The organism is Lactococcus ileimucosae, assembly GCF_943193185.1.
In the GTDB taxonomy this organism is placed as follows: Bacteria; Bacillota; Bacilli; order Lactobacillales; family Streptococcaceae; genus Lactococcus; species Lactococcus ileimucosae.
The window spans coordinates 47,406-71,066 of the sequence record NZ_CALPDE010000009.1 but is presented as its reverse complement, the minus strand read 5'-3'; the positions used below and the strand labels follow the sequence as shown (position 1 = coordinate 71,066).

The window sequence follows — 23,661 nt, the reverse complement described above, 5'->3', positions numbered from 1 at the left end:
TATGTCTGTCATTTAAGAGAGTTTATTTCTTTGGCTGAACCACTCCGACTTCACTAATAAGTAAAACGAAAAGCCCGAATACCAGTGAAACAATCAAAGTGCTCAACGGTTCGTCAGGTACCCCAGCAAGTGCAGTTATAATGTAACCTACAACTTCGCCAATAACAGCTGACCAGAAAAGAGTTACAAGTACTTTCATAATAATTCTTCTTTCGATTTTTCTTCAAAATAAAGTATAATACTATTAGAACTAAAATTCAAGGATAATACGAAAAATAGTGTAAAAAATAAACAGAAAGGGGCCATATGTTCGCACAACTCAATACCAAAACAGAATATAGTTTTCTCGATAGTGTTGTCCGAGTCCAAGACTATCTACGGATAGCAGAAAAACAGGGCTACAAGCAACTGGGCATCTGTGATGTGGGAAACCTTCATGGAGCCTATCGCTTTGCGATAGAGGCGCAAAAAAGAAACTTACAGCCTATCATAGGAATAGAGCTGGTTTTTGAGTTGGAAAACTTACCCGTTTCAGTTCGTTTTATCGCTAAAAATACGGAAGGCTATAAAAATCTTCTAAAAATTTCTTCGAGTCATAACTATGGGCGACGCCGCTTTTCAGATATTGAAGGTCTATTAAACAATGTGGCTTTAGTTGTTCCAGAATCTTATGCTAATCTATCGGTCTGGTCTCAGATTCAAGCAGAAATATATGTTGGAATTTCTACTCATACGACAGGGGAAATGTCGTTTAAGCTTCCTGCCTTGCCTTTTCAGCCGGTGCGTTATCTTACTTTGTCAGATAATGAGAGCTTAGAAGTTCTGCATGCGATTCGTGATCTTAGGCCCTATGACCAGAGTTTGACCTTATCAAACGACCAACTTTTGCAAAGACCAGAATTTTACGAAAATTTCTATAGACAAAATAACCCACAAGCTTTGGCAAATCTTGAGCATCTGGTTCAAGATATTTCTTATGATTTTAGTGAAAAATTAGAGTTGCCTCAATTTGACAGGACACGAAATGCGGCAGAGCTTCTTCGCGAAACAGCAGAAGCGAACTTACCGGAGGGTAAAGTTTATCGTGAACGCTTAAATCATGAGCTTTCAGTTATCCATCAAATGGGGTTTGACGACTATTTCCTCATTGTTGCAGATTTACTTCGCTATGCGAGTGAGAACAATATCTATTGCGGAATGGGCAGAGGTTCAGCTGCAGGTTCCCTTGTTGCATATACCTTAGGCATTACACATGTTGACCCTGTAGCTAACAATCTTTTCTTTGAACGCTTTTTAAATCCAGAGCGTGTTGCCATGCCCGATATTGACATCGACATGCCTGATACAAAGCGCTCGGATCTTTTGGCCTATATGAAACGCCGTTATGGTAGTGATCATGTTGCGCAGATTGTGACTTTCTCTACCTTAGGGAAGCGCCAAGCTCTACGTGATGTAGGAAAAGCATTTGGCATGAACGAGGCAGAGTTGTCTAACTTGACACGCATGCTTGTCAACCGATTTGGGTCTCTTCGTGACGAATATGAAGAAAACCCTAAGCTAAAATCCGAAATCTTACGAGACGGTAGGCTGCAAAGAGTTTATGAGGTAGCTTGCCGCATTGAAGGTTTGCCCCGCCAGACATCAACACATGCTTCTGGTGTGGTGCTCAGTCAAGAATCTCTTGTCAACTATGTTCCCTTAAAGCCCTCGGATGATCTTGCTTTGACACAATATGAAGCTCCCGATATAGAGGAGATTGGTCTTCTAAAAATAGATTTCTTGGGTTTACGTAACCTTACCATCGTTGAGCGTTTGAGTGAGCTTGTGGAAAAACGGAAAAATATTAGTATTGATCCCTTGAAGATTAATCTAGAGGATGAAAAAACTCTGGCACTTTTTCGTGCAGGCAATACGCTAGGAATCTTCCAGTTTGAAAACCCTCAAATGAGACGCTTTCTCCGAAATCTTGCTCCGACTAAATTTGAGGATATTGTAGATGCAACTTCAATCTTTCGTCCTGGTCCGTCTCAGTTTATCCCTGAATTTGTGGCGCGGCGACATGGGCAGGAAGAAATAGAAGTCATTGACGATACGTTAACTGATATTTTAGCGCCGACCTATGGGATTATGATTTATCAAGAACAGATAATGCAGGTAGCCCAGCGTTTTGCAGGTTTTTCTTTAGGAAAAGCGGATGTGTTACGTCGCGCTATTTCAAAGAAAAAAGGTAAGGAATTTGAAGAACTGCAAGCAGAGTTTTTGGCTGGCAGTTTAAAAATGGGTCATACAGAAGAAAAAGCCTCAGAGATATACCGTTTGATTGAACGTTTTGCAAACTATGGGTTTAATCGCTCACACGCTTATGCTTATGCTGCTCTGGCTTTTCAGATTGCCTATTTTAAGACGAATTATCCAGATGAATTTTACGAAGTTCAACTGCGCGACCGTAAAAGAGAAACGATGATTCAAGATGCTCTGGACAATGCCTTTCAAATGGAACGTCCTGTGATTAATCGGATGCCTTATCATGATCGTGTGGAAAACAAAAAAATTGCTCTCGGTTTGGCAAATGTTAGAACTGTTCCTAGAGACATGGCTTTTTGGATAGTTGAAAATAGGCCTTTTGCCGACTTGTCAGAGTTGGTGAAAAAATTACCGCAGAACTTCCAGAAGCAAGAATATCTTTTGCCCTTGATTCAGATTGGGGCATTTGATGATCAAGAAAAAAACAGAGGAAAATTGGCGAAAAATTTGCCTGCTTTGATTGACTACACTCAAAATATACAGTTGGATCTCTTTGGGGACTCCGCCTTGAAATTTTCTTATCAAGAGGCTGAGGATTACTTGCAGTCAGAGAAGTATGAGTTTGAAAAACACTTCATGGGTGTTGGCATTACGCCACATCCATTGCAAACACTGGCGCTCAAACTGAAGGGACATTTTACTTATATCCAAGATTTGCAGAAGAATAAAAGAGCGGTTATTTTAGTGGAGCTGCTTTCTATTCGAACACATCGGACAAAAAATGGTGAAACGATGGCTTTCTTGGCAGGAACAGACAGCAAAGAAAACTTTGATATTACGTTTTTTCCGGAAAATTATCGCCGCTACATGGCTGATTTGGAAAAAGGAAAATTCTATCTGATTTCTGGAAAAATTACCGAAAGAAATGAAAACTTGCAAATGATCGCAGACAGGATTACAGAAGTCGAAGATACTCAACGCAAACTTTGGCTAAATCTTGCCGATACACGCCACAATAAAAATGTCTCTCGGATATTGCGAGATTTTCCGGGAGCAATACAAGTCATTTTACATTTTGCAGACACTAAAAAAACCACACAGACACAAGTCTATGTGGAAGAAAGCGAGTTACTTTTGAAGAAATTGGAAGCTTATGTCTTAAACGCTGTTTATAAATAGCGTTTTTTAATGCTCTGCGGTTATTGTAGTTAAAGACTTATTGGTATTTTCGAGTGAGGGGGAAACTTCACACTAACCCACATAGCCATAAATAGAAAACCACATTAATAGAGCTGCCCCTAAAACAAAAAGATGCCAAATGACGTGCGCAAAGGGAAATTTGTAGCGATAGATAATAGCACCGACAGAATAAATGATGCCGCCCCCTACCAAGAACCAGAAGCCATAAGCAGGCAGCAGTTGCCACAAGGGATAGATGGCAAAAAGAATGATCCAACCCATAACGATGTAGAGAATTGTCGAACCTCTGGGTACCGTGTTCCACCGTGGCAAATAGATGGCTGTTATAACGATTCCTGAAATAGCACATATCCACACAAGAGCAAGCATGCTCCAGCCCATCCAGTTTCCAAGTGTGATGAGACAGTAAGGAGTATAAGTTCCTGCAATAAGCAGGAAGATTCCACTATGATCAAAAACTTGAAAGACTTTTTGAGCACGTGTAAAGTGCAGGCTGTGTGCCAGTGTCGAAAACAGAAAAAGCAGAACAAGCGAAGCACCATAGATTGAAAAGGCGACAATCTGCAGAGGGGAATTATTGGAAACGCCTTTAAGTATAAGCAAAACGAGTCCAGCAATCGCAAGGCCAGTTCCTATCCCATGTGTGACAGCATTAAAGACTTCATTAACAATTTGATAAGCACGAGAAGCTTGCTTTTCCATTGATATCCTTCTTTCTATGAGATTTTTCTTTCTGAAATCAAAAAATTTTCAAATTTAAATAAGAGCATTAGCGAAAATGGAGTTCATTTGATATAATATTAATATATCTTAACATAGATTGTTTAGAAAAGAAATCGAAGTCTTTTTATTTTGATTTGGAGAAAATATGGCAATTAAAATTGTGACAGATTCATCAATAACTGTTGAACCAGAATTAGTAGAAAAATATGACATTACTGTGGTTCCGCTGTCTGTAACCATCGAGGGAACAACCTACCTTGATTCAGATTTATCATTGAACGCTTTCGTGGAAAAAATGAAAGGTTCAAAAGCTTTACCTAAAACAAGTCAACCACCTGTTGGTGTCTTTGCAGAAACATATGAAAAGCTTGCAAGTACAGAGGATGAGATTATTTCCATCCACATTACCGAGAGTCTGAGCGGAACTGTGCAAGCAGCGCGTCAAGGTGCAATGCTTTCTGGACGTAATGTTACCGTTTTAGACAGTGATTTTACGGACCAAGGCTTAAAGTTTCAAGTTATAGAAGCTGCGCGCTTAGCCAAAGAGGGCTTGAGCAAAGAAGAAATCCTGCAGAGCATCAACCATGTTCGCGAAAATACAGAACTTTTCATCGGTATCTCAACATTGGAAAATTTGGTAAAAGGTGGTCGTGTTAGCCGTACAAAAGGTATTGTCGGAAGTCTTTTGCACGTCCGGATTGTTATGGAACTTAAGGACCGTGAACTAGGTGTGATGATGCGTGGGCGTGGAAATAAAACTTTCACAAAATGGTTGGATGAAACAGTAGAACATGTAGCATCATCTGGACGAAAAATTCGTGAAATTGGTATCTCACATGTAGAAGCACTTGATTTTTCACTTAAATCCAAGGAAGCGCTACAAAAATTTGTCGAAAAACCAATCTCTATTTTGGATACAAACTCTACGATTGCAACACATACAGGACCTGGTGCTTGGGCTGTTATGATTGATTATGAGTAAGAAACTGAAAATTCTTCTTGAACTTGCTGGCTTCTTGTTAGCAAGTTTACTTGTATTTTTCGTACTCTCGATGATGATTGCACCAGCTGGAAATCGTTTAAAAAATCAAGCACAAAAACAAGATAAAACGATAAATTACGTTGCGCTGGGCGACTCGTTAACAGAAGGTGTTGGAGATGCGACCGGTCAAGGAGGCTTTGTTCCTCTTTTAGCGAAAGAGATAGAAAATCAATATGGTGTCAAAGTGACATCGCAAAATTTTGGACACGCAGGAGATACAAGTACTCAGATTTATAATAAAATGCAGAGCGATGACATCCAAAAAGCTATAAAACATGCGGATTTTATCACGCTTACTGTTGGCGGCAATGATGTCATGAAGGTGATTCGTGATAATGTTTCTAACCTGTCAAAGTTGGGAGAAAAAGACTTTGAGCAGCCCGCGAAGGATTATCAAAAACAGTTAAAAAAGATTTTTGAGAATATCCGTCAGATTAATCCTAAGGCGCATGTCTATGTGCTGGGTATCTATAATCCTTTTTATCTAAATTTTCCTAATATCACAACTTTGCAAAATATCATTAATAACTGGAACTCTGCCACAGAAACACTCGTGAGAGAGGAAAACAATGCCAGCTTTGTGGCTATCAATGACTTGCTTTATAAGGGAATTGATGGAGAGTCAGGAATTTCTGAAAGCAAGAGTCAAACAAATGATTTACTCTATGCGGCAGACAGTTTCCACCCTAATAATACAGGCTACCAAATCATGGCTAATGCAGTGTTTAAAGAATATCAGGTGATCAATGAAAAATAAAAAAACAATTTGGAAATGGCTTTTTCTTGCCTTACTTGCTATAAATTTAGGAAGCGTGGCTTTTGTTGCCAGTCGAATATTTAATGTAAGAGATCAAGCAAGCTTAACAAATGTCCCTACAGTCTCTGATGCGACAGAAGTGGGAAAAGTAAGTACAAATAGGGATCAGTTGAATCAGTTGATTAACACCTATCTTCAGGATTTTCAAACACCAGAGATGAGTTATAAGTTTTACCTGTCTAATCAGGCTGTTCTAGAAGCTTCTTATCAACTTTTCGGTCAAAAAATTCCGCTTTACATATACTTTGAACCCCTAGCTTTAAATGACGGTTCAATTGCCCTTCAGGTAACAAGTGTGTCCGCAGGTACGCTTGACCTTCCAACAAGTGCCATACTGAGTTATGTGAAGTCAAGCATCAAGCTTCCGAACTTCGTTGAGGTCTTGCCAGCAAAGGATCAAGTTGTGGTTCATTTGCCACGACTTGCCTTAGCAGATAACCTGTATTTAAAGGCGGATCAGCTGGATTTAGTTAGTGGAAATTTCGTTTTTAATTTGATGATTAAATCTTAAAATCACTTAAAAACCGCAGAAAAACGCTGTTTAGGCTTGCAAAGGTCCACAACATTTGATAAAATGAAAAGTGCCTAATAAGAACAGGTAAAACAAAATATGGAGGACATTTTTAAAATGGCTAACAAACAAGATCTTATCGCTGAAGTTGCAGCAAAAGCTGGATTGACTAAAAAAGATGCTGAAAAAGCAGTTAACGCTTTCGGTGAATCAGTGACTGAATTCCTCGCAAAAGGAGAAAAAGTTCAACTTATCGGTTTCGGTACTTTCGAAACTCGTGAACGTGCTGCTCGCGAAGGTCGCAACCCACAAACTGGTGCAGCTATCAAAATCGCAGCAACTACAGTTCCTGCATTTAAAGCTGGTAAAGCTTTGAAAGATGCTGTTAAATAATTAATGTTCATAAAGTCAAGCCCTGTAAGAGATTGCGGCGCTTTTCTTTTTGCTTTTGTGGCAAAAGTAGCAGAAAATACGTGAAAGTGCGAAAAAAGTACGGCAACTAATAAAAATAAAAACGTTGCAAAAGTACGTATTCACACGGTTTTTTCCCTAATATGTATCGTTAAGAATTATCTATATTTTAAAGACGCTTAAATAATCTAGCGTAGAAATACTGATACCGTGGAGAACCATGGTATTTTTTATTTGGAAAAAGTAAGAGCAGGAGCTGAAAGGAGCAACAGAAAAGTTTCTTCTTTTTATCTAAGGAATAACTCTATCTTGCGTAGAGAAAGATGAATAGCTAGCTTTTTCAGTCCGATCAGGTTTCGGTTTTTAAGCTGTAAAAAGCAAGGAAAAAGTGATAGAATGAAGGATGAGAAATGCCGTATTTCTCTAGGAGAAAGGCATTAAACGATATTCAGAAATGAGGACGAAAAAATCATTTATTTTGATAATTCAGCCACGACAGCTATCCATCCAGAAGTATTACGCACCTATACAGATGTTGCCACTAAAATTATGGGGAATCCCTCAAGCTTACACAACTTAGGTTCAACGGCGACACGTCTTTTAGAGGCTTCGCGCCGTCAAATTGCCGAATTACTCCATGTGCGTTCGGAGGAGATTTTCTTTACAAGCGGAGGGACAGAAGGCGATAACTGGGTACTCAAAGGTGTTGCTTTTGAAAAGGAAAAATTTGGCAAGCATATTATTATTTCTGCTGTAGAGCATCCAGCAGTTAAAAACACAGCAGCTTGGTTAGCTACACAAGGTTTTGAGGTTGAGGTAGCACCTGTTGATGAAAAGGGCTTCGTCAAAGTGCCAGAACTGGAAGCCCTCATTCGTGAGGATACAATTTTGGTATCTGTAATGGCCGTTAATAACGAAGTAGGCGCTATTCAGCCCATTAAGGAAATTGCAAAACTTCTAGAAGACAAGCCTACGATTTCTTTCCATATCGATGCAGTGCAAGCCATTGGGAAAATTGCTGTCGAAGATTTTATGTTAGAGCGTGTTGACTTTGCGACTTTTTCTGCTCATAAGTTCCATGGACCACGTGGTGTAGGTTTTCTTTATGTTAAATCAGGGAAACGTTTAATCCCTCTGCTACACGGAGGAGGTCAAGAGAACAATAAACGTTCGACAACAGAAAACCTAGCAGGAATTGCAGCAACAGCTAAGGCGCTTCGTCTTAATCTAGAAAACTTTGAGCAGAAGACTGAAAAAGTCCGCCAAATGAAGTCCGTTATTTTTGAAGAACTTTCTAAACAAGAGAAGATTGTCTTGTTTTCGGAAAATGAGCACTTTGCGCCGAATATTCTCACTTTTGGAATACGCGGTGTCCGAGGAGAAGTAGTTGTCCATGCTTTCGAAAAACATGAGATTTATATTTCAACAACTTCAGCCTGTTCCTCAAAGAAAAATGCAGCTGCTGGTACACTCATGGCAATGCATGTCAAGCCAGACCTCGCAACAAGTGCTGTACGCATCAGTTTAGATCATACCAACAACATGCTAGAAGTTGAGGCTTTCCTCACCATTTTCCGAAACATTTATCAGGAAATGCTTAAAGTTGCAGGATGATTGTCGGCTGTTCATCATTATTTTGAGCTGCATTTCTAGCAATGTTTTACAAAGGAAACATTCAAAAACTTTTAGAGAAATCATGAAGGAAGCTTGTAGACTTTGAAAGCCAAGCAGTTCAGACAGATTAGACTCGAAAAAAAGGATTAAGGAAGGAATTTCCTTAGTTCTTTTTAGCTAGTTTATGAAAATACCTAGAATAGAAAATGTAACAAAATATTACTGTTACATTTCTTAAATATTGAGCGTTGTGTTAAAATATGATGAGAGATATCATTATGTTTGGAGAGATTCGCCTAATGACCTATAATCAGGCAGCACAGCACAGCACATAAACACGCGGTAGATTACCACTCTTTTCTGCATGCACCAAAACGTTCCGGATGACTGGGACGTTTTTTGCCGTGTACTGCTGGTCCTGTGCCTGAGAGTACTTATGCTCAACACACTTTTAACCGAAAAAACTAAAAAGAGGAAAAATAAAATGCACGTAAAAAACAAGAAAAAACTGGGAATTGCTCTGGTTCTGTTCACACTCCTTCTATTGATTGCAGGAACATTTGCCTTCACTGCCTTTAACCAACGCGCCATTAACGACCGTTTAAGAGATAATCTGGGTGAAGTAGGAGGCCGCGTTCACGATTACTACAACCGTGACACAGAAAACAAGGACGTCTTTGTCGAAAACTATGGGGAGGAATCTATCATGGCACGGATTCGCCTGTCTGAGTTTATGGAGATTCGAAGAAGAGGAGAAACAAGTTTCACCCCTGTAGTGCCCAATACTGAGCGGGACGCAATTGAAACTTGGACCACCTACATTCCAGAAGGAAACACGCTCACTACTCGTGTGGGGGACTCTGCTGTCTTTAACCAATACAGTAACTTGACTTTTGGTTGGACCCGTCAAGGAGAACATGCGCCTTGGTACTTGCCCACTTTCAACCATGTAGAGAACGACTTGATGACAGCCGCAGCAGGTCATGCCCGGGACTATATCGCTGGAACTGGCGCCACAGACGGCAGTACAGATGGGGCCACTCATCCAGGGACAGGTGAGGATGCCTACTGGCAAGAAGGAGAGAGCTATACAAATGGTCAGGGTCCAACAAGTACAGTCTGGCCCGGTGCCCTTGAGGGCGTTGAACGTACAACAGCACAAAACTTGCCGCAAGACCGTGCCCCACTGACACTCCAGCAATGGGCAGCCTTACCCAATGAGCATAAAATCGGTGACTTCTGGGTAATCGACCATGAGACAGGCTGGGCTTACTGGGCCAGCCAACTGCAGGAGGGAGAAACCAGTTCTTACCTACTTGATGCAGCGGTGATGACAGAGGCAGCACATGATATTCGTGGTTCTTATTACTACGCTATCCATGTGGACAGTCAATTGATTACACCGGACCGCAACTTTGAGAATGAACCAGAAGAGGGACATGATGGTAATTTGGGGCGTTTGCTTCAAGGCATACGGAATAATGCTGTAGAGGACAGCGGACAAAACCCAGGAGCTAATGTAGACTCGCCTGTCGATGCCTTTAACTTTTCTACCATGAACCCTGGCCGTATCTTTACGATGGCAAATGAACAGTACCGCTATCTTGAAGATATGGGTGGTGGTAATCACTTAATCATTCGTAATGACGCTATCCGCAATGTTTCTTGGAATAACCAAGAAATTGAACTCACTTCTTGGTATGGACAACTTGATCCTTCAGTCCAAGCTATAGTTCAGCCTGTGGCAAATGAATTTACAACAGGCGAAGTTTCGGATGATTCTGTTACCTTTACAGGGGGGACAAGATGGATTCCTGATAATTTAGAAGGAGACGTTGCGGCAGATATTACTCAAGTTGTTCCGGGAGGAACACAACGGGCTTTTGCTCTATCTCTTGCGGATGTCGCACGTTTATCTGGTGGTGGTTTAGCTTTCTCTAACCATGCGCAACGTGCAGGTACTAACAACAGCTGGTGGTGGCTTCGTACCTTTGGTGTTTCGGGCCGTGCTTGGCGTGTGGTTGGGGGGACAGGCGTTGGTCAGCTTTCTGCTTCTAATGACGTAGGTAGTGGCTCTGCCGTAGACCTTAGCAGTGACGGTGGAGGCATACGTCCTGCCCTCATTATCCACCAATCTACAACCTAAAAAAAGAAAAACCGCCCACTCTTAGCATATGAACATGCTAATAGGGCGGTTTCTTTTTATAGATTTGCGAGAAAGGCACTAATTTCAACTTAAGGTCTTACTTCCCACTCGAATTTTCCAAACTAAAAATCATACAGTTCTGTCGAAAGATAGCGTTCGCCATTATCTGCGGACAGAACCAGCACTTTTTTACCTTTGCCCAGTTTCTTAGCAACTTCCAGTGCAGCCCAGATCGCCGCACCACTAGAGATACCTACAAGGAAACCTTGCTCAAAACCAACTTCGCGGGCAGTGCTGAAAGCTTCTTCGATAGGAACATCGATGACTTCATCGTAAGAAGAAGTGTCCAGAGCTTTAGGGATGAAGGGCACTCCAATACCTTGGATTTTATGAGGTTGGGGTTGTCCGCCATTTAAAAGTGGGGAAGTGGCTGGCTCAACAGCATAGCTTTTAAGTGCAGGATTGGCTTTCTTCAGAACATGTGAAACACCTGAAATTGTCCCACCAGTACCAACTCCTGCAACAAAGGCATCTAAACCAGTTTCACCAAAAGTTTCAAGTATTTCCACAGCAGTGCTTGCTTCATGAGCAGCTGGATTAGCTGGATTTTCAAACTGAAGGGGAAGGAACCAGCCGTTTTCCTTTGCGAGGCGTTCTGCTGTAGCAATGGCTTCATTCATTCCGCCAGCTGCTGGTGTCAAGATGAGCTCAGCACCGTAAGCTTGAATTAACTTACGGCGTTCCACAGAGAAAGTTTCAGGCATAACGATAACAACCTTGTATCCCAAAGCAGCGCCTACAAAGGCAAGACCAATGCCAGTATTACCGGAGGTGGGTTCAATAATGGTTCCGCCTGCTTGTAAAAGGCCGTCAATTTCAGCCTGACGAATCATATTCAGAGCGATACGATCTTTTACAGAACCTCCGGGATTAAAGGCTTCAAGCTTAACATAAACTTCTGCACTATCTGCAGGAAGATTTCTAAGCTTGATAACGGGTGTTTGCCCGATAAGTTCCGTGATATTTTCATAAATTTTAGACATAAAATTCTCCTTTTTATCCTTAAGGACTCTTCCTTTCCTATTATAAAACTTACTCTACCACTTTTACATAAAAAAAGCGAATAAAGATTATAAAAATATTATATAGCAAATTGTATAGGTTTACATTGGATAATAAATAGTATATACTTAGAATTAATAAATATTTTATTTATGGAGTTTTTGTAAAATGAGGACAAAGCACAAATTTTTATTTGGTGCAGCAGCAGTTGCACTCACCAGTCTTGGAGCGGTAAAAGCACAAGCAATGTCTGTACAAGAGTTAGCAGAAGCAGCGACACCTGTTGCGAACGAATACGGCCTTTATCCGTCTGTTATGATTGCACAGGGAATTTTGGAAAGCAGTGCAGGTCAAAGTGCTCTGGCTGTCAATTACAACAATATCTTTGGTGTAAAATATACATCGGGAACTCCCGTTTATCTTCCAACACAAGAGTTTATTGATGGGCAGATGCAAAATGTTATTGAGCCCTTCCAATCCTACGGTTCAGTTGCTGAAGCTTGTGTAGCTCAAGCACAACTTTTGCGAGGTTCATTCTTGTATTCTGGTGTTTGGCGTGAAAATACCAGCTCTTACCAGGATGCAACGGCTTGGTTGCAAGGCCGTTATGCAACAGACCCAAATTATGCCGCAAAACTCAATGCTTTGATTGCAGAGTATGGCTTGACGGCCTATGATGGGGGTGGTGTTGCTGCGCCTTCAACAACAAGTTACGCTACCGCATCATCTGTATCAACGCCTGCTACCAGTGCCTATGGTTTGCAGTCTTATACTGTGAAAAAAGGTGATACTGTCTATGACATTGCAGCGCAATATGGTGTAACCATGGATGCCATCCTCGCTCAAAATGGACTTCAAGCTACAGATCATATCATGATAGGTCAGGTTCTTCAGATTCCTTTAGCAGCTGCCTCTACCGCGGTTTCAACTGCAGCCCCAGCGGTTTCTCGTACATACACTGTTCAGTCTGGTGACACTTTAACTTCGATTGCTTCGGTCTATGGGCTGACGGCAGATGAACTTGCGGCCATGAACGGTATCACAGGAAATATCTATCCCGGGCAAATCTTGTCTGTATAATATATTCTATCGTGAAAGCTTTATTGGCTTCACGATTTTTTTATTTCTGCTCAACTATAGAGTAATATTCGATACATAGATTTATGTGTAAATTTTGTGGAGTGATGAAAAACGTTCAGTTTTTTTGAAAAATTGGGCGTTTTGTTTTGTCACAATTGATGTATGGAATGTAAGATAAGGGGGAGATACATTGTGAGCATAAAGAAGAACATTATAAAAAGACCTCATGCTGCTATGACTGCCAAATGTTAGACGAAAAAATCTAACATTTAGAGTGTAATCAGCGCGAGGACTTTTATGTTAAAAAAATGGGTTATAAAGTTTTTCTTTTCCAATAGTGGTACTTGGACCGTGACCAGGATAAACAATGCAGTCATCTGGCAGAGAGAAAAGTTCTTGTTTAATAGATTGAAGGAGCTGTTCATGATTTCCACCAACCAAGTCTGTTCTGCCAATCGAAACAGAAAAAAGGGCATCTCCAGAAAAAACGATTCCTTCTTGTTTAAAGACAAAACTTACTCCACCGGGAGAGTGACCGGGTGTGGGCCGAACAGAGAATTCTAGTCCTGAAAAATTATAAGGCGTGTTGCAGGTATAATATTCATCCACGGTTGTTTTACAAGTTACGGGTTCACCCATCATCAAAGTAGAAGCGTTAAGCTCGGGATGGGTAAGCCAATCTTTTTCGCTTTCATGCAGAAGAACCAAAGCTTGAGGATGAGATTCCTTTATAGTATCCAGTCCCATGATATGGTCAAAATGAGCATGAGTAAGTAAAATAGCAGCCAGAGGTTTATTGATTTCTTTGAGCTTCTCAATAATTTTATCAGGCTGGCTGCCTGGGTCAATAAGTAAGCTAAAAGTAGAATTACTCAGGATATAAGTATTTTCCTGAGCAATTTCATTGACGATTTTATCGATTTTCATAGACTAATTTCCTGTTGCAGTGAGTTCAGAGCCTTGTTTTATAACATCAGTCGGCATCTGCCAGTCTTCAACAGATGTTGGATCTGGATAAAGATCATTCATCATTGCTTTGAAAACTTTGGCAGCAATGTACATGTTCTCGCCATAGATAGGCTGGAGTTTGTTTTTATAACCTGTCCATACAGCCATTGCATACTGAGGTGTATACCCGACAAAGTTTTCATCAGGGGCCATAGAGCCACCTTGAAGTTGTGCTTGGGTAATACCAGCAGTTTGTAACGCTTGTTGATATTCATTGGTATCATAATTTGAAGTTCCAGTTTTTCCAGCTTCTGGGAGTCCAGGGGTTTGGGCATAAAGACCTGTAGAAAGTGCCGGGATTGTTCCGTCATTCCCTTTGATTACTCCCTTGAGAATGTCAGTAATAATATAGGCTGTAGAAGGCTTCATGGCACGTGTACGTTCAGGTTCGTAAGTTTTTGTCGAACCATCAGGCATGATGATTTTTGAGACATAGTAAGGCTTGGTATAAATACCATCATTAGCTAAGGCAGCATAGGCAGCAGCCATGCGTTCAGAACTGGCACCATATTGAGGATCCCTACTTCTTGAATTACTTGAAATACCGTTTGAGTATGTCATCGTCCCTGGTTCAAAAGTTGCTTCACCATCGGCATTTGTCCCTGTTTCTACTGCATATTTAAAGCCTAGCTTATTCGCAAACTCGGTAGCTTTGTCAAGACCAACTGCATTTAATGTTTTGATGGCTGGAATGTTACGTGAAAGGGCTAAAGCCTGTCGTACAGTAATATTACCGAGGTAGCGATTGTCCCAGTTGTTCAACTGAATATTTGGGGAATCTGGATAAAAGTAAGGACCAGAGTCGGAGATGGTTTGAGCAGTACTTGTGTAGATTCCGTTATCAAAAGCTGGTGCATAGTCAATCAAAGGTTTTACTGTTGAGCCCCAGTCGCGGTCTACCGCGGTCGCCTGATTGAAACCAAAAGGAGTGATTTCGCGTTTACGGCTACCGATTTGAGCAGCTACACCGCCTGTTTGTGTATCGATCAAGGTTGAAGCGACTTGGAGCTCGTCGTCTGTGAAAGGAACAGAATCATTGGTATTGACAATGTTGAAGAGGTCCTTTTGAGCTTTGCTGTCAAGTGTTGTATATATCTTTAAGCCAGCATTTGGAGCATCTGTCCCCGTTTCTTTATTGGCTTGCTTGATGGCCTCTGTAATGAAGTCATTAGCATACTCAGGAATATTTGCGCCGCCTTTTAATGGCTGAAGACCGTTATCAATAGGCGTGTTAAGCGCTTCATCTCTTTGCTTTTCAGTGATTTTACCAAAGCGATACATAGAATTGATAACCAGATCACGGCGATACTTCGCAGCTTCTGGATTTTTATAAGGGTTGTAAGTATTTGGCGCTTGAGGCATCCCTGCCAGTAGTGCAAGTTGTGCAATGGACAACTGGGTTAGCGGCTTGTTATAGTAAGCTTTGGAAGCAGTTCCCATACCATAATAGCCGTTTGCCATGTTGACTTTGTTTACATAAGCAGTAAAAATTTGCTCTTTAGACCATTTTTGATCAAGTTGTAAAGCAAGCCAAGCTTCTTGAATCTTTACACGCATCGTTTGATCGGAAGAGTCTGTGGAATAAAAAGAGAGCTTAATCAATTGCATGTCCAGGGTAGAACCACCCTGAATGTGTCCACCACGCAAGTTATTTAATAAAGAGCCGACAATACGAATCGGATCAACGCCCCGTGTATTAAAAAAGCGGTGGTCTTCAATTGAGGTAACAGCATTGACAAGCATAACAGGGATATTGTCTGTTTGTACCAGATCGCGCTGCTCTGCCCCAAGTGTTGCAATAATGTTTTCATCTTTGTCGTAAACAACTGTTGAAGGAGGGGACTCAAGCTTGCTCATATCTAATTTAGGAGCATCTTTTGCATAGTATATAAAAAGTGCACCTGCAGCAACAAAAGTGAAGATAACAGCTGAAAAAATCAGAATTAAAGCCCATTTCAATGTAGAAATGAGAGATCTTTTAACAACCGTATTTTTCTTTTGACTCGCTTTTGATTTTTTTCGTTTGTTCGTAGAAATTTTAATTCACCTCACAAAGTTTATTAACGATTTCCAAATAGGGAATTCTAGGAATTTGATTAGATGAAAGCGGGTAAGCATGCTTTTTAATATAATCAAGTGGAATGGACTTCAGTCCGTTCTTCTCATGATAAAAGTGAATCAAATTCTCAGAAGGCAAGTAGTAGGTTTCGTCTAAAGAAGCAAAATGTAAAAGAACAAAAGCGATACCTTTTTGCTCAATCACTTTTTTCATATGAACAATTTGATGTTCATGGAAATTTTTCAGAGGGAAACTTGTTTTCTGATGCGTTTCTTTAGCCTCAAAGTCGATATATCTTCCCTGATAGACTCCGGAATAATCAGTGGTAGAAGCTTGCCTAAAGTAAGCTTCAGTGATTTTTGCCCGGCTACGTTTAGGGTAGTCGACTTTTACGATTTGGATGGGTGTGGGTTTTTTATGAATGACAGCGATATCGTGTGCCAGATAGTAATCATTGGTGGCATTAATCTCGGCTTCAAAGTTCATCCCACGCTTTCCAAATTTTACTGCCGGTTTAGATTTTATCATATTCAGGGAACTTTTCGCAGCGTTATGCACTATTTTTTTCTCAGATGTTTTCTCTGAAAAAGTTTTTCCTTGTTTGTTTAAACCTTGGGGATATTTCAACATAAGTATTTTTCCGTTTATTAAATTGTCACCTCTATTGTATAATGTAATTATAGCATATTTTTTACAGGGAAGTGTCAGTTATGAAAACTTTACTTATCACAGGTTACACAGCTTTTGACTTAGGGATTTTTGATGAAAAGGATATCAAAATAAGCATTATCAAAAAGGCTCTAAAATTGCGTTTGGAAGCTTATTTGGACAATGGTCTTAATTGGGTTATTTTTACTGGAAGTTTGGGTTTTGAATATTGGGCTTTACAGGTTTCTAAAGAGTTGCAGAAGGATTATGATTTTTTCATTGCCAGTATCTTTCCCTTTGAAACGCATGGAAAAAACTGGAATCAAGCCAATCAGGCTAAATTGCAGGAATTTAAAAATGTCGATTATGTAAAGTACGCTTATGAAAGCTATGAAAATCCCAGTCAATTTCGTCAGTATAACGACTTCTTGCTTGAAAATTCAGATGGGGCGCTAGTTTTGTATGATGAAGAAAATGAAACAAAACTGCGTTATATTACAAACAAGATGCAAAAGACACCAAACTATAACATGGAATGGATTAGATTTGAAGATTTGCAAGAAATTTGTGAGGAGATGAACAATATGTAACAGCGACATAAATTCTCACACAATAGTAAAAAAACACGCTTTTCTTAAGTCCTAAATTTTGTTATAATGAGGAGCGAAATGATAGCGCTGCTCGAGTTTTAGAATTGTTCACAGCCTAGATAGAATGAGGAAAGAAAGTGGTTGATTTATACTTGTCTCCGTCATGTACAAGTTGTCGTAAGGCGCGTGCATGGTTGGATAAACACGGTGTTCCTTATAAGGAGCACAATATTTTGACACAGCCGATGACGAGCAACGACTTGCGTAAAATTTTGTCAAAAACGGAAAATGGTACGGAAGACATTATCTCGATTCGGTCAAAAATATTTCAAAAGCTTGATTTGGACCTTGATGAGTTAACAATTAATGAGTTAATAGATCTTGTGACAAAGTATCCAAATCTTTTGCGTCGTCCGATTATTACGGATGATCGTTTGTTACAAATTGGTTTTAATGAAGATGAGATACGTGCCTTTTTGCCTCGTAATTATCGCCGTGCAGAGATGAAACAAGCTGTGAACGAATTTTAAATGAGATAAAGGAGAGTGGAAAATTATGAAAACAAATTATCAATATCCACTTGATTTGAGTTGGAGTACTGCTGAAATGACTGCAGTGCTCTCTTTTTTCAATCAGGTTGAAAAATTTTATGAAAGCAAAGTCAATCGAGAAGAATTTTTAGAAAAATATAAAGAGTTTAAGCGCATTGTTCCTTCAAAGATGCAAGAGAAGCAACTGGGGCGAGAATTTGAAGAGAACAGTGGTTATTCGCTTTATCGTGCCCTAAAGGAGGTACAAGCAAGTGAGAGACAATACGTTCGCTCTGAAAAAGCTTGAGCAAGCGAAAGTTTGGGTTAGAGAAGCGGGCATTTTTCTTCGAGATAATATTCATCAGAGGCTGGAAATTTCTCAAAAAAGCAACTTTAGTGATTTAGTGACAAATTTTGATAAAAAAGTCCAAGAAATTATTATTGAAGAAATTCTCAAAGCCTATCCTGAAGATAAAATTTTGGCGGAAGAGTCAGGAAAGAATCTGGTATCCTTTGACCGTTCTCAAGAGAATTTTTGGATTTTAGATCCGATTGATGGAACCATTAACTTCGTTGTACAGCAAGACAACTTCGCTGTGATGCTGGCATATTATGAGCAAGGACAAGCACAATTTGGCTTGATACTTAACGTAATGGAAGATAAGCTTTACTGGAACAATGCGCACCATGTGTTTTGTAACAACAGGGAGCTGGTCTATAAGCCTAAAGAGTTATCAGAAAGTTTACTGGCTATAAATTCGATGATTTACCGTAAAAATTTTTATAAACTGACAGACTTTAGTTTGAAAACTTTAGGTGTGAGGATGTTGGGAAGTGCTGGAATGGCTTATGCAGACTTGCTTGAAGGGAAAATTGTAGGCTATTTTAGCCGTTTACAGCCATGGGACTATGCTGCGGGAGGCATTTTGGCTGGAAAACTTGGTTTTGTGACCAAGACTTTTAAGGGAGAAAAACCGAATCTTACAGATTGTCAGTATGTTTACAGCTTACCGCAACATTTAGTGGGACAGCTGGTAGAAGAGACGGACGTCATCTTGTAAAGTTGACGAAATGATTCATTGTGCTATAATTTAGGGTGTCTTTCAGAACAAAGAAATTATAGGAATGAAGAAATGGATAAAATAATTGTCAAGGGCGGGAATACACGCCTTAAAGGAACTGTAGAAATTGAAGGTGCAAAAAATGCCGTTCTGCCTTTACTTGCAGCAACGCTTTTGCCAAGTGAGGGAGAAATTGTTCTTCGGAATGTTCCTATTCTGAGTGATGTTTATATGATGAACAACTTAGTGGATCATCTTGGAGTGGATTTGGAGTTTTCAGAAGAAAACAAAGCAGTTAAAGCTCAGGCAGCTGCTAAGGTAAAAATAAAGGCACCTTATGAATTTGTAAGTAAGATGCGTGCCTCCATTGTCGTAATGGGGCCCATCCTTGCGCGCAATGGTCATGCTCGTGTTTCAATGCCGGGGGGATGCTCCATCGGGTCACGTCCCATTGATTTACACTTACGAGGCTTTGAATTGATGGGCGCTGAAATTACTCAAGAAGCTGGCTATATTGAGGCCAAGGCTGAGAAACTTCGTGGCGCTTACATTTATCTCGATTTTCCATCAGTTGGTGCGACGCAAAACTTGATGATGGCAGCAACTTTGGCAGAGGGCACAACAACTTTGGAAAACGCTGCACGTGAACCTGAGATTGTTGATTTGGCTAACTGGCTCAATAAAATGGGAGCAAATGTCAAAGGTGCGGGAACGGATACAATTATCATCAAAGGTGTTGAAAAAATGCATGGTGCCAATCACGCAGTAGTCCAAGACCGTATTGAAGCGGGTACCTTTATGGTCGCGGCAGCTATGACTCAAGGTGATGTCCTCATCAAGGATGCTGTTCGTGAGCATAACCGACCGCTGATTTCAAAATTGATTGAGATGGGTGTGGAGTTCGTCCAAGAAGCTGAAGGGCTCCGTGTTATTGGTCCTAAAGTTTTAAAACCAACCAATGTTAAAACTTTACCGCACCCAGGCTTTCCAACAGATATGCAATCACAAATGACTGCTGTACAAGCGATTGCAAATGGCGAATCAACGATGATTGAAACAGTCTTTGAAAACCGTTTCCAGCATTTGGAAGAAATGCGCCGCATGGGCTTGACTGTTGATATTACACGAAACACAGCCATCATCCAAGGGACACGTCGATTGCAAGGTGCGCAAGTTAAGTCAACAGATTTACGCGCGAGTGCAGCCTTGATTTTGTTAGGGATGGTCGCCCAAGGGCAAACGACTGTTCGTAAATTAAATCACCTTGATCGTGGCTACTATCGATTTCATGAAAAATTAAAATCACTTGGAGCAGATATTGAACGCGTTCCGGAACTTGAGGAAATAGATGATTAAAAAAACGATTAAAGTCTTAGGAATTCGCCTTTCTTTGCTCCTTTTAGTCCTTGTTCTTATAGTTGTAGCAGTAGCGACAGGCTTAATGCTAGGTTATGGTGTGCTTGGAGGAGGGCAAGCAACTCGTGTTTTCAGTGGAAACTTATGGCGAGAGGTACTCCAACGTTTAAATCCGTAAAAAGAGTTTTCAGCTCTTTTTTTATTTTTAAACAAAGCAGATTCTGTGGAATGACTTGCTCAAAAAGTTGAATTAAGTCAGTTTTTATGCTATTCTAGTGAGGTATGAAATTTCTGAGCTCAGGGCTCATAAATAAGGAGAAATAATTAATGACTGCAAGTTTTGAAAAAACTGGTGTTAACACTGGTACACTCTCATTTTCAATCGATCAAGAAACAATCAAACAGGGTCTTGACAAAGCTTTCAATAAAGTAAAAGGTAATATCTCAGTTCCAGGTTTTCGTAAAGGTAAAGTCAGCCGTCAAATGTTTAACCGCATGTATGGTGAGGAAGCACTTTTTGAAGAAGCTTTGAACGCTGTATTGCCAGCTGCTTATGATGCAGCTGTAAAAGAAGCAGGTATCGAGCCGGTTGCACAACCAAAAATTGATGTCACTAAAATGGAAAAAGGTTCGGACTGGGAGTTAACAGCGGAAGTAACAGTTAAACCTGAAGTTCAGCTTGGCGACTACAAAAACTTAGAAGTTTCAGTCGATGCAACGAAAGAAGTTTCTGACGAAGAAGTAGAAGCACGTTTGACTCAAGAACAAAATAATCTTGCTGAGTTGACTGTTAAGGAAGGTAAAGCTGAAAATGGAGACACTGTTGTTATTGATTTTGTAGGTTCAATTGATGGTGTTGAATTTGAAGGTGGAAAAGGTGCGAACCATAGTCTAGAACTTGGCTCAGGTCAATTTATCCCAGGCTTTGAAGAACAACTTGTAGGTGCTTCAGCAGGTGACGAAATTGATGTCAAAGTAACTTTCCCAGAAGACTACCAAGCCACAGAACTTGCAGGTAAAGAAGCAGTCTTTGTAACTAAAGTTAATGAAGTAAAAGCGAAAGAAGTTCCAGAACTTGATGACGAGTTGGCTAAAGACATCGATGAAGAAGTTGAAACTTTAGATGAGCTTAAGGCTAAATTCCGTAAAGAACTTGAAACTGCTAAGGAAGAAGCTTACAATGATGCTGTTGAAACAGCGGCTATCGAAACAGCTGTAGCTAATGCTGAAATCAAAGAAATTCCTGAAGAGATGATTCACGAAGAAGTTCACCGTGCGATGAATGAATTTCTTGGTGGTATGCAACAACAAGGTATTTCTCCAGAAATGTACTTCCAAATCACAGGTACAACTGAAGAACAATTGCATGAACAGTATCAAGCTGATGCTGGTAAACGCGTGCGTACAAATCTTGTTATTGAAGCTATCGCGAAAGCTGAAAACTTTGAAACTACAGATGAAGAAGTTAAAGCTGAGATTGCAGAGTTGGCTGAACAATACAACATGCCAGTGGAACAAGTTGAAAAACTCCTTCCAGTTGACATGCTCCAACATGATATTGCAATGAAGAAAGCTGTTGAAGCAATTACAAGTTCAGCTAAAGTGAAGTAGAAATCATAAAAGTATATCAATGAGGCGTTAGAACCATCATTGATATGCTTTTTTATTCTCCGGGGGATTGCGTCAGAGGGACGTAGGCTTAATTAATTTGATATAAAAAAGGTAAAATGATAGACTTTTAATAAAGTGGGGGAGGAGATTTTCAACCATGAGTGGGATAAAAAATATTATTTTTGACTGGGACAATACTCTTTTCCCTTTTAAAAAATATTGGGAAAGAGCACATCGCAAGGTTTTTTTAGATTTAATTACTTTTGATAGTGGTTTTTCAATAGATGATTTTATGTTGAAATACCATGAAATTGATGCGCAGTTGTGGCCGCAGGTGCATGAAGGAAAAATGACAATTGAGCAATTGCGTGAAGAACGTGTTCGTATGGTGCTGGATCACTATGCTATCAATTATAAAGAAAATTTCATTCGACTTTTTTTTGATATTTTTCTTACGGTCCTGCTTGAAGAAATAGAGAGTGATTCTACTCTTCTCGCCAAGATGAAAGAGTTATCAGAGAACTATCGTATCGCGATTTTGAGCAATGGTGAAAGCTGGGAACAGAGAGAAAAAATTCGACGTTTTGGTTTTGAAAATATGTTTCCAGTCTACATTTCCGCTGAAACAGGTTTTAGTAAGCCAGATTCTGCAGCCTTTTGTCACCTTCTTGAAAAAGAAGCTTTTGAGCCTGAGCGGACTCTTATGGTGGGAGATTTATTGGAACATGATATCATACCAGCCCAGAAACTAGGCTTGGCTACAGCTTATATCGGTCATGAAAAAAATACAGTTGCAGATAAAAATTACGAAAATATTGAAACTTTTCTTGAAGACTTTTTGTAAACGTTTGCGTTTTAGAAAATATTTTGGTTCAGTCAAGTCTTCGGGGGTAATGGCTAAAAATGGGTCACAGTGACTATAAGAAAGTTGTCGGTCTGACAGCTTTTTTAGTTGTGTTTGACAAGTATTTGTTGGAGTAAAGTCTGTTTTCTAAGGTGGTCAAAACGCCCAAAGCCAAAAGGCAATGCGCTTAATGAGCTTCCAAAGGTTGTTGAGCCTTCTAGAGGCCCATGGGAATAAGGGGAAACAATGCCTCTTTGGATAGCAGTCTTATGCTTGAGCAAGTAACGACAGGACTTTTTAAAATCCTCTTTCTCGCGTCATTACTTTTGGTGGTAAAAAGATTACGCTTGATGATCTGCTTTCTGCAATGAAAGTGAAAAACAATGAAATCGCAGGTGTTGATGCACCGGAGTCAGGCGTTTATAATAATGGTTATCAAGTTGTTCATCTTGGTTATGGGATTGATAAAAATGTGCAGACACCGACTATTTTGGATAAGAAAGGAATTACAGTTTCGTTTTTAGGCAAAGTAGCGGACATTATCCAAACGAGCAGTGCCCGACTTTTTCCTGGTGTCGATTCAGACATACTGTTTGACGACCTGATGAGTGAAGTTAAAGATATAGACAATGGATTTGTCGCATTGAATATCCAAGAAACTGACCTTGCTGGACATGCAGAAGATGTGATGCGCTATTCTGACCGTTTAGAACTTAGTGATAAGCGGCTTGAGGAACTCCTTCCTTTGATAAATGAAGGAGATGTACGCATAGTTATGGCAGATCATGGTAATGATCCAACGATTGGACATTCTAATCATACACGTGAACGTGTTCCTTTACTCATTCATAGCCCAGGCATTTACGGCAAGAATATCGGAGAAAGAAAGACAATGGCTGATGTTGGAGCGACAGTCGCAGCTTATTTTGGCGTTGATTCGCCTCAAAATGGGAAATCTTTCCTAAATGAAATTTTTGGATAAGGGAACAACCTTATATTGGAAAAATTTCTTTTCTTGATTAGAATTCAAGGTTAAGAAGCCCTAAAGGGCACAGAGTAAAAAGCGAAGTAAGCTTAGACGAGCAACTCTATTAAGTGGAGTGA

The 23,661-nt window shown here is 40.1% G+C and carries 22 protein-coding genes and 1 pseudogene; 17 read left to right on the top strand and 6 right to left on the bottom strand.

Annotated elements, in window-relative coordinates; translation table 11 throughout:
• Positions 1-22 precede the first annotated feature (22 nt).
• The gene (locus NFR51_RS05545) at positions 23-199 is read right to left on the bottom strand and encodes a DUF2929 family protein (RefSeq protein WP_202230164.1); all 177 of its coding nucleotides are present in this window, start codon (positions 197-199) and stop codon (positions 23-25) included.
• Positions 200-306: 107 nt separating this feature from the next.
• Between NFR51_RS05545 and NFR51_RS05540 the strand changes: the two genes are divergently transcribed.
• Complete coding sequence (locus NFR51_RS05540; protein ID WP_251712751.1) at positions 307-3,423, top strand: DNA polymerase III subunit alpha; 3,117 nt, start codon at positions 307-309, stop codon at positions 3,421-3,423.
• A gap of 72 nt (positions 3,424-3,495) precedes the next feature.
• On the opposite strand, the gene trhA is transcribed toward NFR51_RS05540, so the two are convergent.
• Positions 3,496-4,146 carry a PAQR family membrane homeostasis protein TrhA gene (trhA, locus tag NFR51_RS05535; RefSeq protein ID WP_251422600.1) on the bottom strand — a complete coding sequence of 217 codons (651 nt, stop codon included), beginning with the start codon at positions 4,144-4,146 and terminating at the stop codon, positions 3,496-3,498.
• Between the two features lie 166 nt (positions 4,147-4,312).
• On the opposite strand from trhA, the gene NFR51_RS05530 reads away from it, so the two are divergent.
• From NFR51_RS05530 to NFR51_RS05505, 6 genes are all read left to right on the top strand, one after another.
• Positions 4,313-5,149 carry a DegV family protein gene (locus NFR51_RS05530; RefSeq protein WP_251712750.1) on the top strand — a complete coding sequence of 279 codons (837 nt, stop codon included), beginning with the start codon at positions 4,313-4,315 and terminating at the stop codon, positions 5,147-5,149.
• Positions 5,142-5,966, top strand: coding sequence for an SGNH/GDSL hydrolase family protein (locus NFR51_RS05525; RefSeq protein ID WP_251712749.1), 825 nt, complete (start codon positions 5,142-5,144; stop codon positions 5,964-5,966). The genes NFR51_RS05530 and NFR51_RS05525 overlap by 8 nt, the downstream gene beginning before the upstream one ends.
• The gene (locus NFR51_RS05520; protein ID WP_251712748.1) at positions 5,956-6,537 is read left to right on the top strand and encodes a YpmS family protein; all 582 of its coding nucleotides are present in this window, start codon (positions 5,956-5,958) and stop codon (positions 6,535-6,537) included. Before NFR51_RS05525 ends, NFR51_RS05520 begins: the two co-directional genes overlap by 11 nt.
• A gap of 117 nt (positions 6,538-6,654) precedes the next feature.
• The gene (gene hbs, locus NFR51_RS05515; protein WP_202230170.1) at positions 6,655-6,930 is read left to right on the top strand and encodes a non-specific DNA-binding protein Hbs; all 276 of its coding nucleotides are present in this window, start codon (positions 6,655-6,657) and stop codon (positions 6,928-6,930) included.
• 486 nt (positions 6,931-7,416) lie between these two features.
• Positions 7,417-8,562 (top strand): cysteine desulfurase family protein, encoded by a 1,146-nt coding sequence (locus tag NFR51_RS05510; protein ID WP_251712763.1) that lies wholly within the window; start codon positions 7,417-7,419, stop codon positions 8,560-8,562.
• A 484-nt stretch (positions 8,563-9,046) separates the two neighbouring features.
• On the top strand, positions 9,047-10,708 hold the full coding sequence (locus NFR51_RS05505) for a hypothetical protein (protein WP_251712747.1): 1,662 nt from the start codon (positions 9,047-9,049) through the stop codon (positions 10,706-10,708).
• 122 nt (positions 10,709-10,830) lie between these two features.
• Here the strand turns inward: NFR51_RS05505 and cysK are convergent, their stop codons facing one another.
• Positions 10,831-11,751 (bottom strand): cysteine synthase A, encoded by a 921-nt coding sequence (cysK, locus tag NFR51_RS05500; protein WP_251712746.1) that lies wholly within the window; start codon positions 11,749-11,751, stop codon positions 10,831-10,833.
• Positions 11,752-11,938: 187 nt separating this feature from the next.
• Here cysK and NFR51_RS05495 point away from each other — a divergent pair, with 187 nt between their 5' ends.
• The gene (locus NFR51_RS05495; protein WP_251712745.1) at positions 11,939-12,850 is read left to right on the top strand and encodes a LysM peptidoglycan-binding domain-containing protein; all 912 of its coding nucleotides are present in this window, start codon (positions 11,939-11,941) and stop codon (positions 12,848-12,850) included.
• A gap of 300 nt (positions 12,851-13,150) precedes the next feature.
• Here NFR51_RS05495 and NFR51_RS05490 read toward each other — a convergent pair whose 3' ends face one another.
• From NFR51_RS05490 to recU, 3 genes are all read right to left on the bottom strand, one after another.
• Positions 13,151-13,777 carry an MBL fold metallo-hydrolase gene (locus NFR51_RS05490; RefSeq protein ID WP_251712744.1) on the bottom strand — a complete coding sequence of 209 codons (627 nt, stop codon included), beginning with the start codon at positions 13,775-13,777 and terminating at the stop codon, positions 13,151-13,153.
• Between the two features lie 3 nt (positions 13,778-13,780).
• On the bottom strand, positions 13,781-15,817 hold the full coding sequence (locus NFR51_RS05485) for a transglycosylase domain-containing protein (RefSeq protein WP_251712743.1): 2,037 nt from the start codon (positions 15,815-15,817) through the stop codon (positions 13,781-13,783).
• Between the two features lie 79 nt (positions 15,818-15,896).
• Entirely contained in the window at positions 15,897-16,547 is a 651-nt protein-coding gene (recU, locus tag NFR51_RS05480; RefSeq protein ID WP_251712742.1) for a Holliday junction resolvase RecU, read from the bottom strand.
• 80 nt (positions 16,548-16,627) lie between these two features.
• Here recU and NFR51_RS05475 point away from each other — a divergent pair, with 80 nt between their 5' ends.
• The 9 genes and pseudogenes from NFR51_RS05475 to NFR51_RS05435 all read left to right on the top strand — a co-directional run.
• Positions 16,628-17,155 (top strand): SLOG family protein, encoded by a 528-nt coding sequence (locus tag NFR51_RS05475; protein WP_251712740.1) that lies wholly within the window; start codon positions 16,628-16,630, stop codon positions 17,153-17,155.
• Positions 17,156-17,292: 137 nt separating this feature from the next.
• The gene (gene spx / locus NFR51_RS05470; protein ID WP_251712739.1) at positions 17,293-17,685 is read left to right on the top strand and encodes a transcriptional regulator Spx; all 393 of its coding nucleotides are present in this window, start codon (positions 17,293-17,295) and stop codon (positions 17,683-17,685) included.
• A gap of 25 nt (positions 17,686-17,710) precedes the next feature.
• Complete coding sequence (locus NFR51_RS05465) at positions 17,711-17,992, top strand: UPF0223 family protein (protein WP_251712737.1); 282 nt, start codon at positions 17,711-17,713, stop codon at positions 17,990-17,992.
• Positions 17,958-18,746, top strand: a complete 789-nt coding sequence (locus tag NFR51_RS05460; RefSeq protein WP_251712735.1) for an inositol monophosphatase family protein — start codon at positions 17,958-17,960, stop codon at positions 18,744-18,746. Before NFR51_RS05465 ends, NFR51_RS05460 begins: the two co-directional genes overlap by 35 nt.
• A 72-nt stretch (positions 18,747-18,818) precedes the next feature.
• Positions 18,819-20,102, top strand: a complete 1,284-nt coding sequence (gene murA, locus NFR51_RS05455) for a UDP-N-acetylglucosamine 1-carboxyvinyltransferase (RefSeq protein ID WP_251712733.1) — start codon at positions 18,819-18,821, stop codon at positions 20,100-20,102.
• Positions 20,095-20,280, top strand: coding sequence for a DNA-directed RNA polymerase subunit beta (locus NFR51_RS05450; RefSeq protein WP_251712731.1), 186 nt, complete (start codon positions 20,095-20,097; stop codon positions 20,278-20,280). The genes murA and NFR51_RS05450 overlap by 8 nt, the downstream gene beginning before the upstream one ends.
• A gap of 149 nt (positions 20,281-20,429) precedes the next feature.
• Positions 20,430-21,713 (top strand): trigger factor, encoded by a 1,284-nt coding sequence (gene tig, locus NFR51_RS05445; RefSeq protein WP_251712729.1) that lies wholly within the window; start codon positions 20,430-20,432, stop codon positions 21,711-21,713.
• A gap of 157 nt (positions 21,714-21,870) precedes the next feature.
• Positions 21,871-22,557 (top strand): HAD family hydrolase, encoded by a 687-nt coding sequence (locus NFR51_RS05440; RefSeq protein WP_251712727.1) that lies wholly within the window; start codon positions 21,871-21,873, stop codon positions 22,555-22,557.
• Between the two features lie 307 nt (positions 22,558-22,864).
• Positions 22,865-23,539 (top strand): annotated as a pseudogene (locus tag NFR51_RS05435) (phosphopentomutase); the annotation flags it as partial.
• Positions 23,540-23,661: the final 122 nt, after the last annotated feature.

Bases quoted from the DNA above. Each gene is read 5' to 3' on its own strand.
- NFR51_RS05545 (WP_202230164.1), bottom strand. From the start codon at position 199: ATGAAAGTACTTGTAACTCTTTTCTGGTCAGCTGTTATTGGCGAAGTT.
- NFR51_RS05540 (WP_251712751.1), top strand. From the start codon at position 307: ATGTTCGCACAACTCAATACCAAAACAGAATATAGTTTTCTCGATAGT.
- trhA (WP_251422600.1), bottom strand. From the start codon at position 4,146: ATGGAAAAGCAAGCTTCTCGTGCTTATCAAATTGTTAATGAAGTCTTT.
- NFR51_RS05530 (WP_251712750.1), top strand. From the start codon at position 4,313: ATGGCAATTAAAATTGTGACAGATTCATCAATAACTGTTGAACCAGAA.
- NFR51_RS05525 (WP_251712749.1), top strand. From the start codon at position 5,142: ATGAGTAAGAAACTGAAAATTCTTCTTGAACTTGCTGGCTTCTTGTTA.
- NFR51_RS05520 (WP_251712748.1), top strand. From the start codon at position 5,956: ATGAAAAATAAAAAAACAATTTGGAAATGGCTTTTTCTTGCCTTACTT.
- hbs (WP_202230170.1), top strand. From the start codon at position 6,655: ATGGCTAACAAACAAGATCTTATCGCTGAAGTTGCAGCAAAAGCTGGA.
- NFR51_RS05505 (WP_251712747.1), top strand. From the start codon at position 9,047: ATGCACGTAAAAAACAAGAAAAAACTGGGAATTGCTCTGGTTCTGTTC.
- cysK (WP_251712746.1), bottom strand. From the start codon at position 11,751: ATGTCTAAAATTTATGAAAATATCACGGAACTTATCGGGCAAACACCC.
- NFR51_RS05495 (WP_251712745.1), top strand. From the start codon at position 11,939: ATGAGGACAAAGCACAAATTTTTATTTGGTGCAGCAGCAGTTGCACTC.
- NFR51_RS05490 (WP_251712744.1), bottom strand. From the start codon at position 13,777: ATGAAAATCGATAAAATCGTCAATGAAATTGCTCAGGAAAATACTTAT.
- recU (WP_251712742.1), bottom strand. From the start codon at position 16,547: ATGTTGAAATATCCCCAAGGTTTAAACAAACAAGGAAAAACTTTTTCA.
- NFR51_RS05475 (WP_251712740.1), top strand. From the start codon at position 16,628: ATGAAAACTTTACTTATCACAGGTTACACAGCTTTTGACTTAGGGATT.
- NFR51_RS05465 (WP_251712737.1), top strand. From the start codon at position 17,711: ATGAAAACAAATTATCAATATCCACTTGATTTGAGTTGGAGTACTGCT.
- murA (WP_251712733.1), top strand. From the start codon at position 18,819: ATGGATAAAATAATTGTCAAGGGCGGGAATACACGCCTTAAAGGAACT.
- NFR51_RS05450 (WP_251712731.1), top strand. From the start codon at position 20,095: ATGATTAAAAAAACGATTAAAGTCTTAGGAATTCGCCTTTCTTTGCTC.
- tig (WP_251712729.1), top strand. From the start codon at position 20,430: ATGACTGCAAGTTTTGAAAAAACTGGTGTTAACACTGGTACACTCTCA.
- NFR51_RS05440 (WP_251712727.1), top strand. From the start codon at position 21,871: ATGAGTGGGATAAAAAATATTATTTTTGACTGGGACAATACTCTTTTC.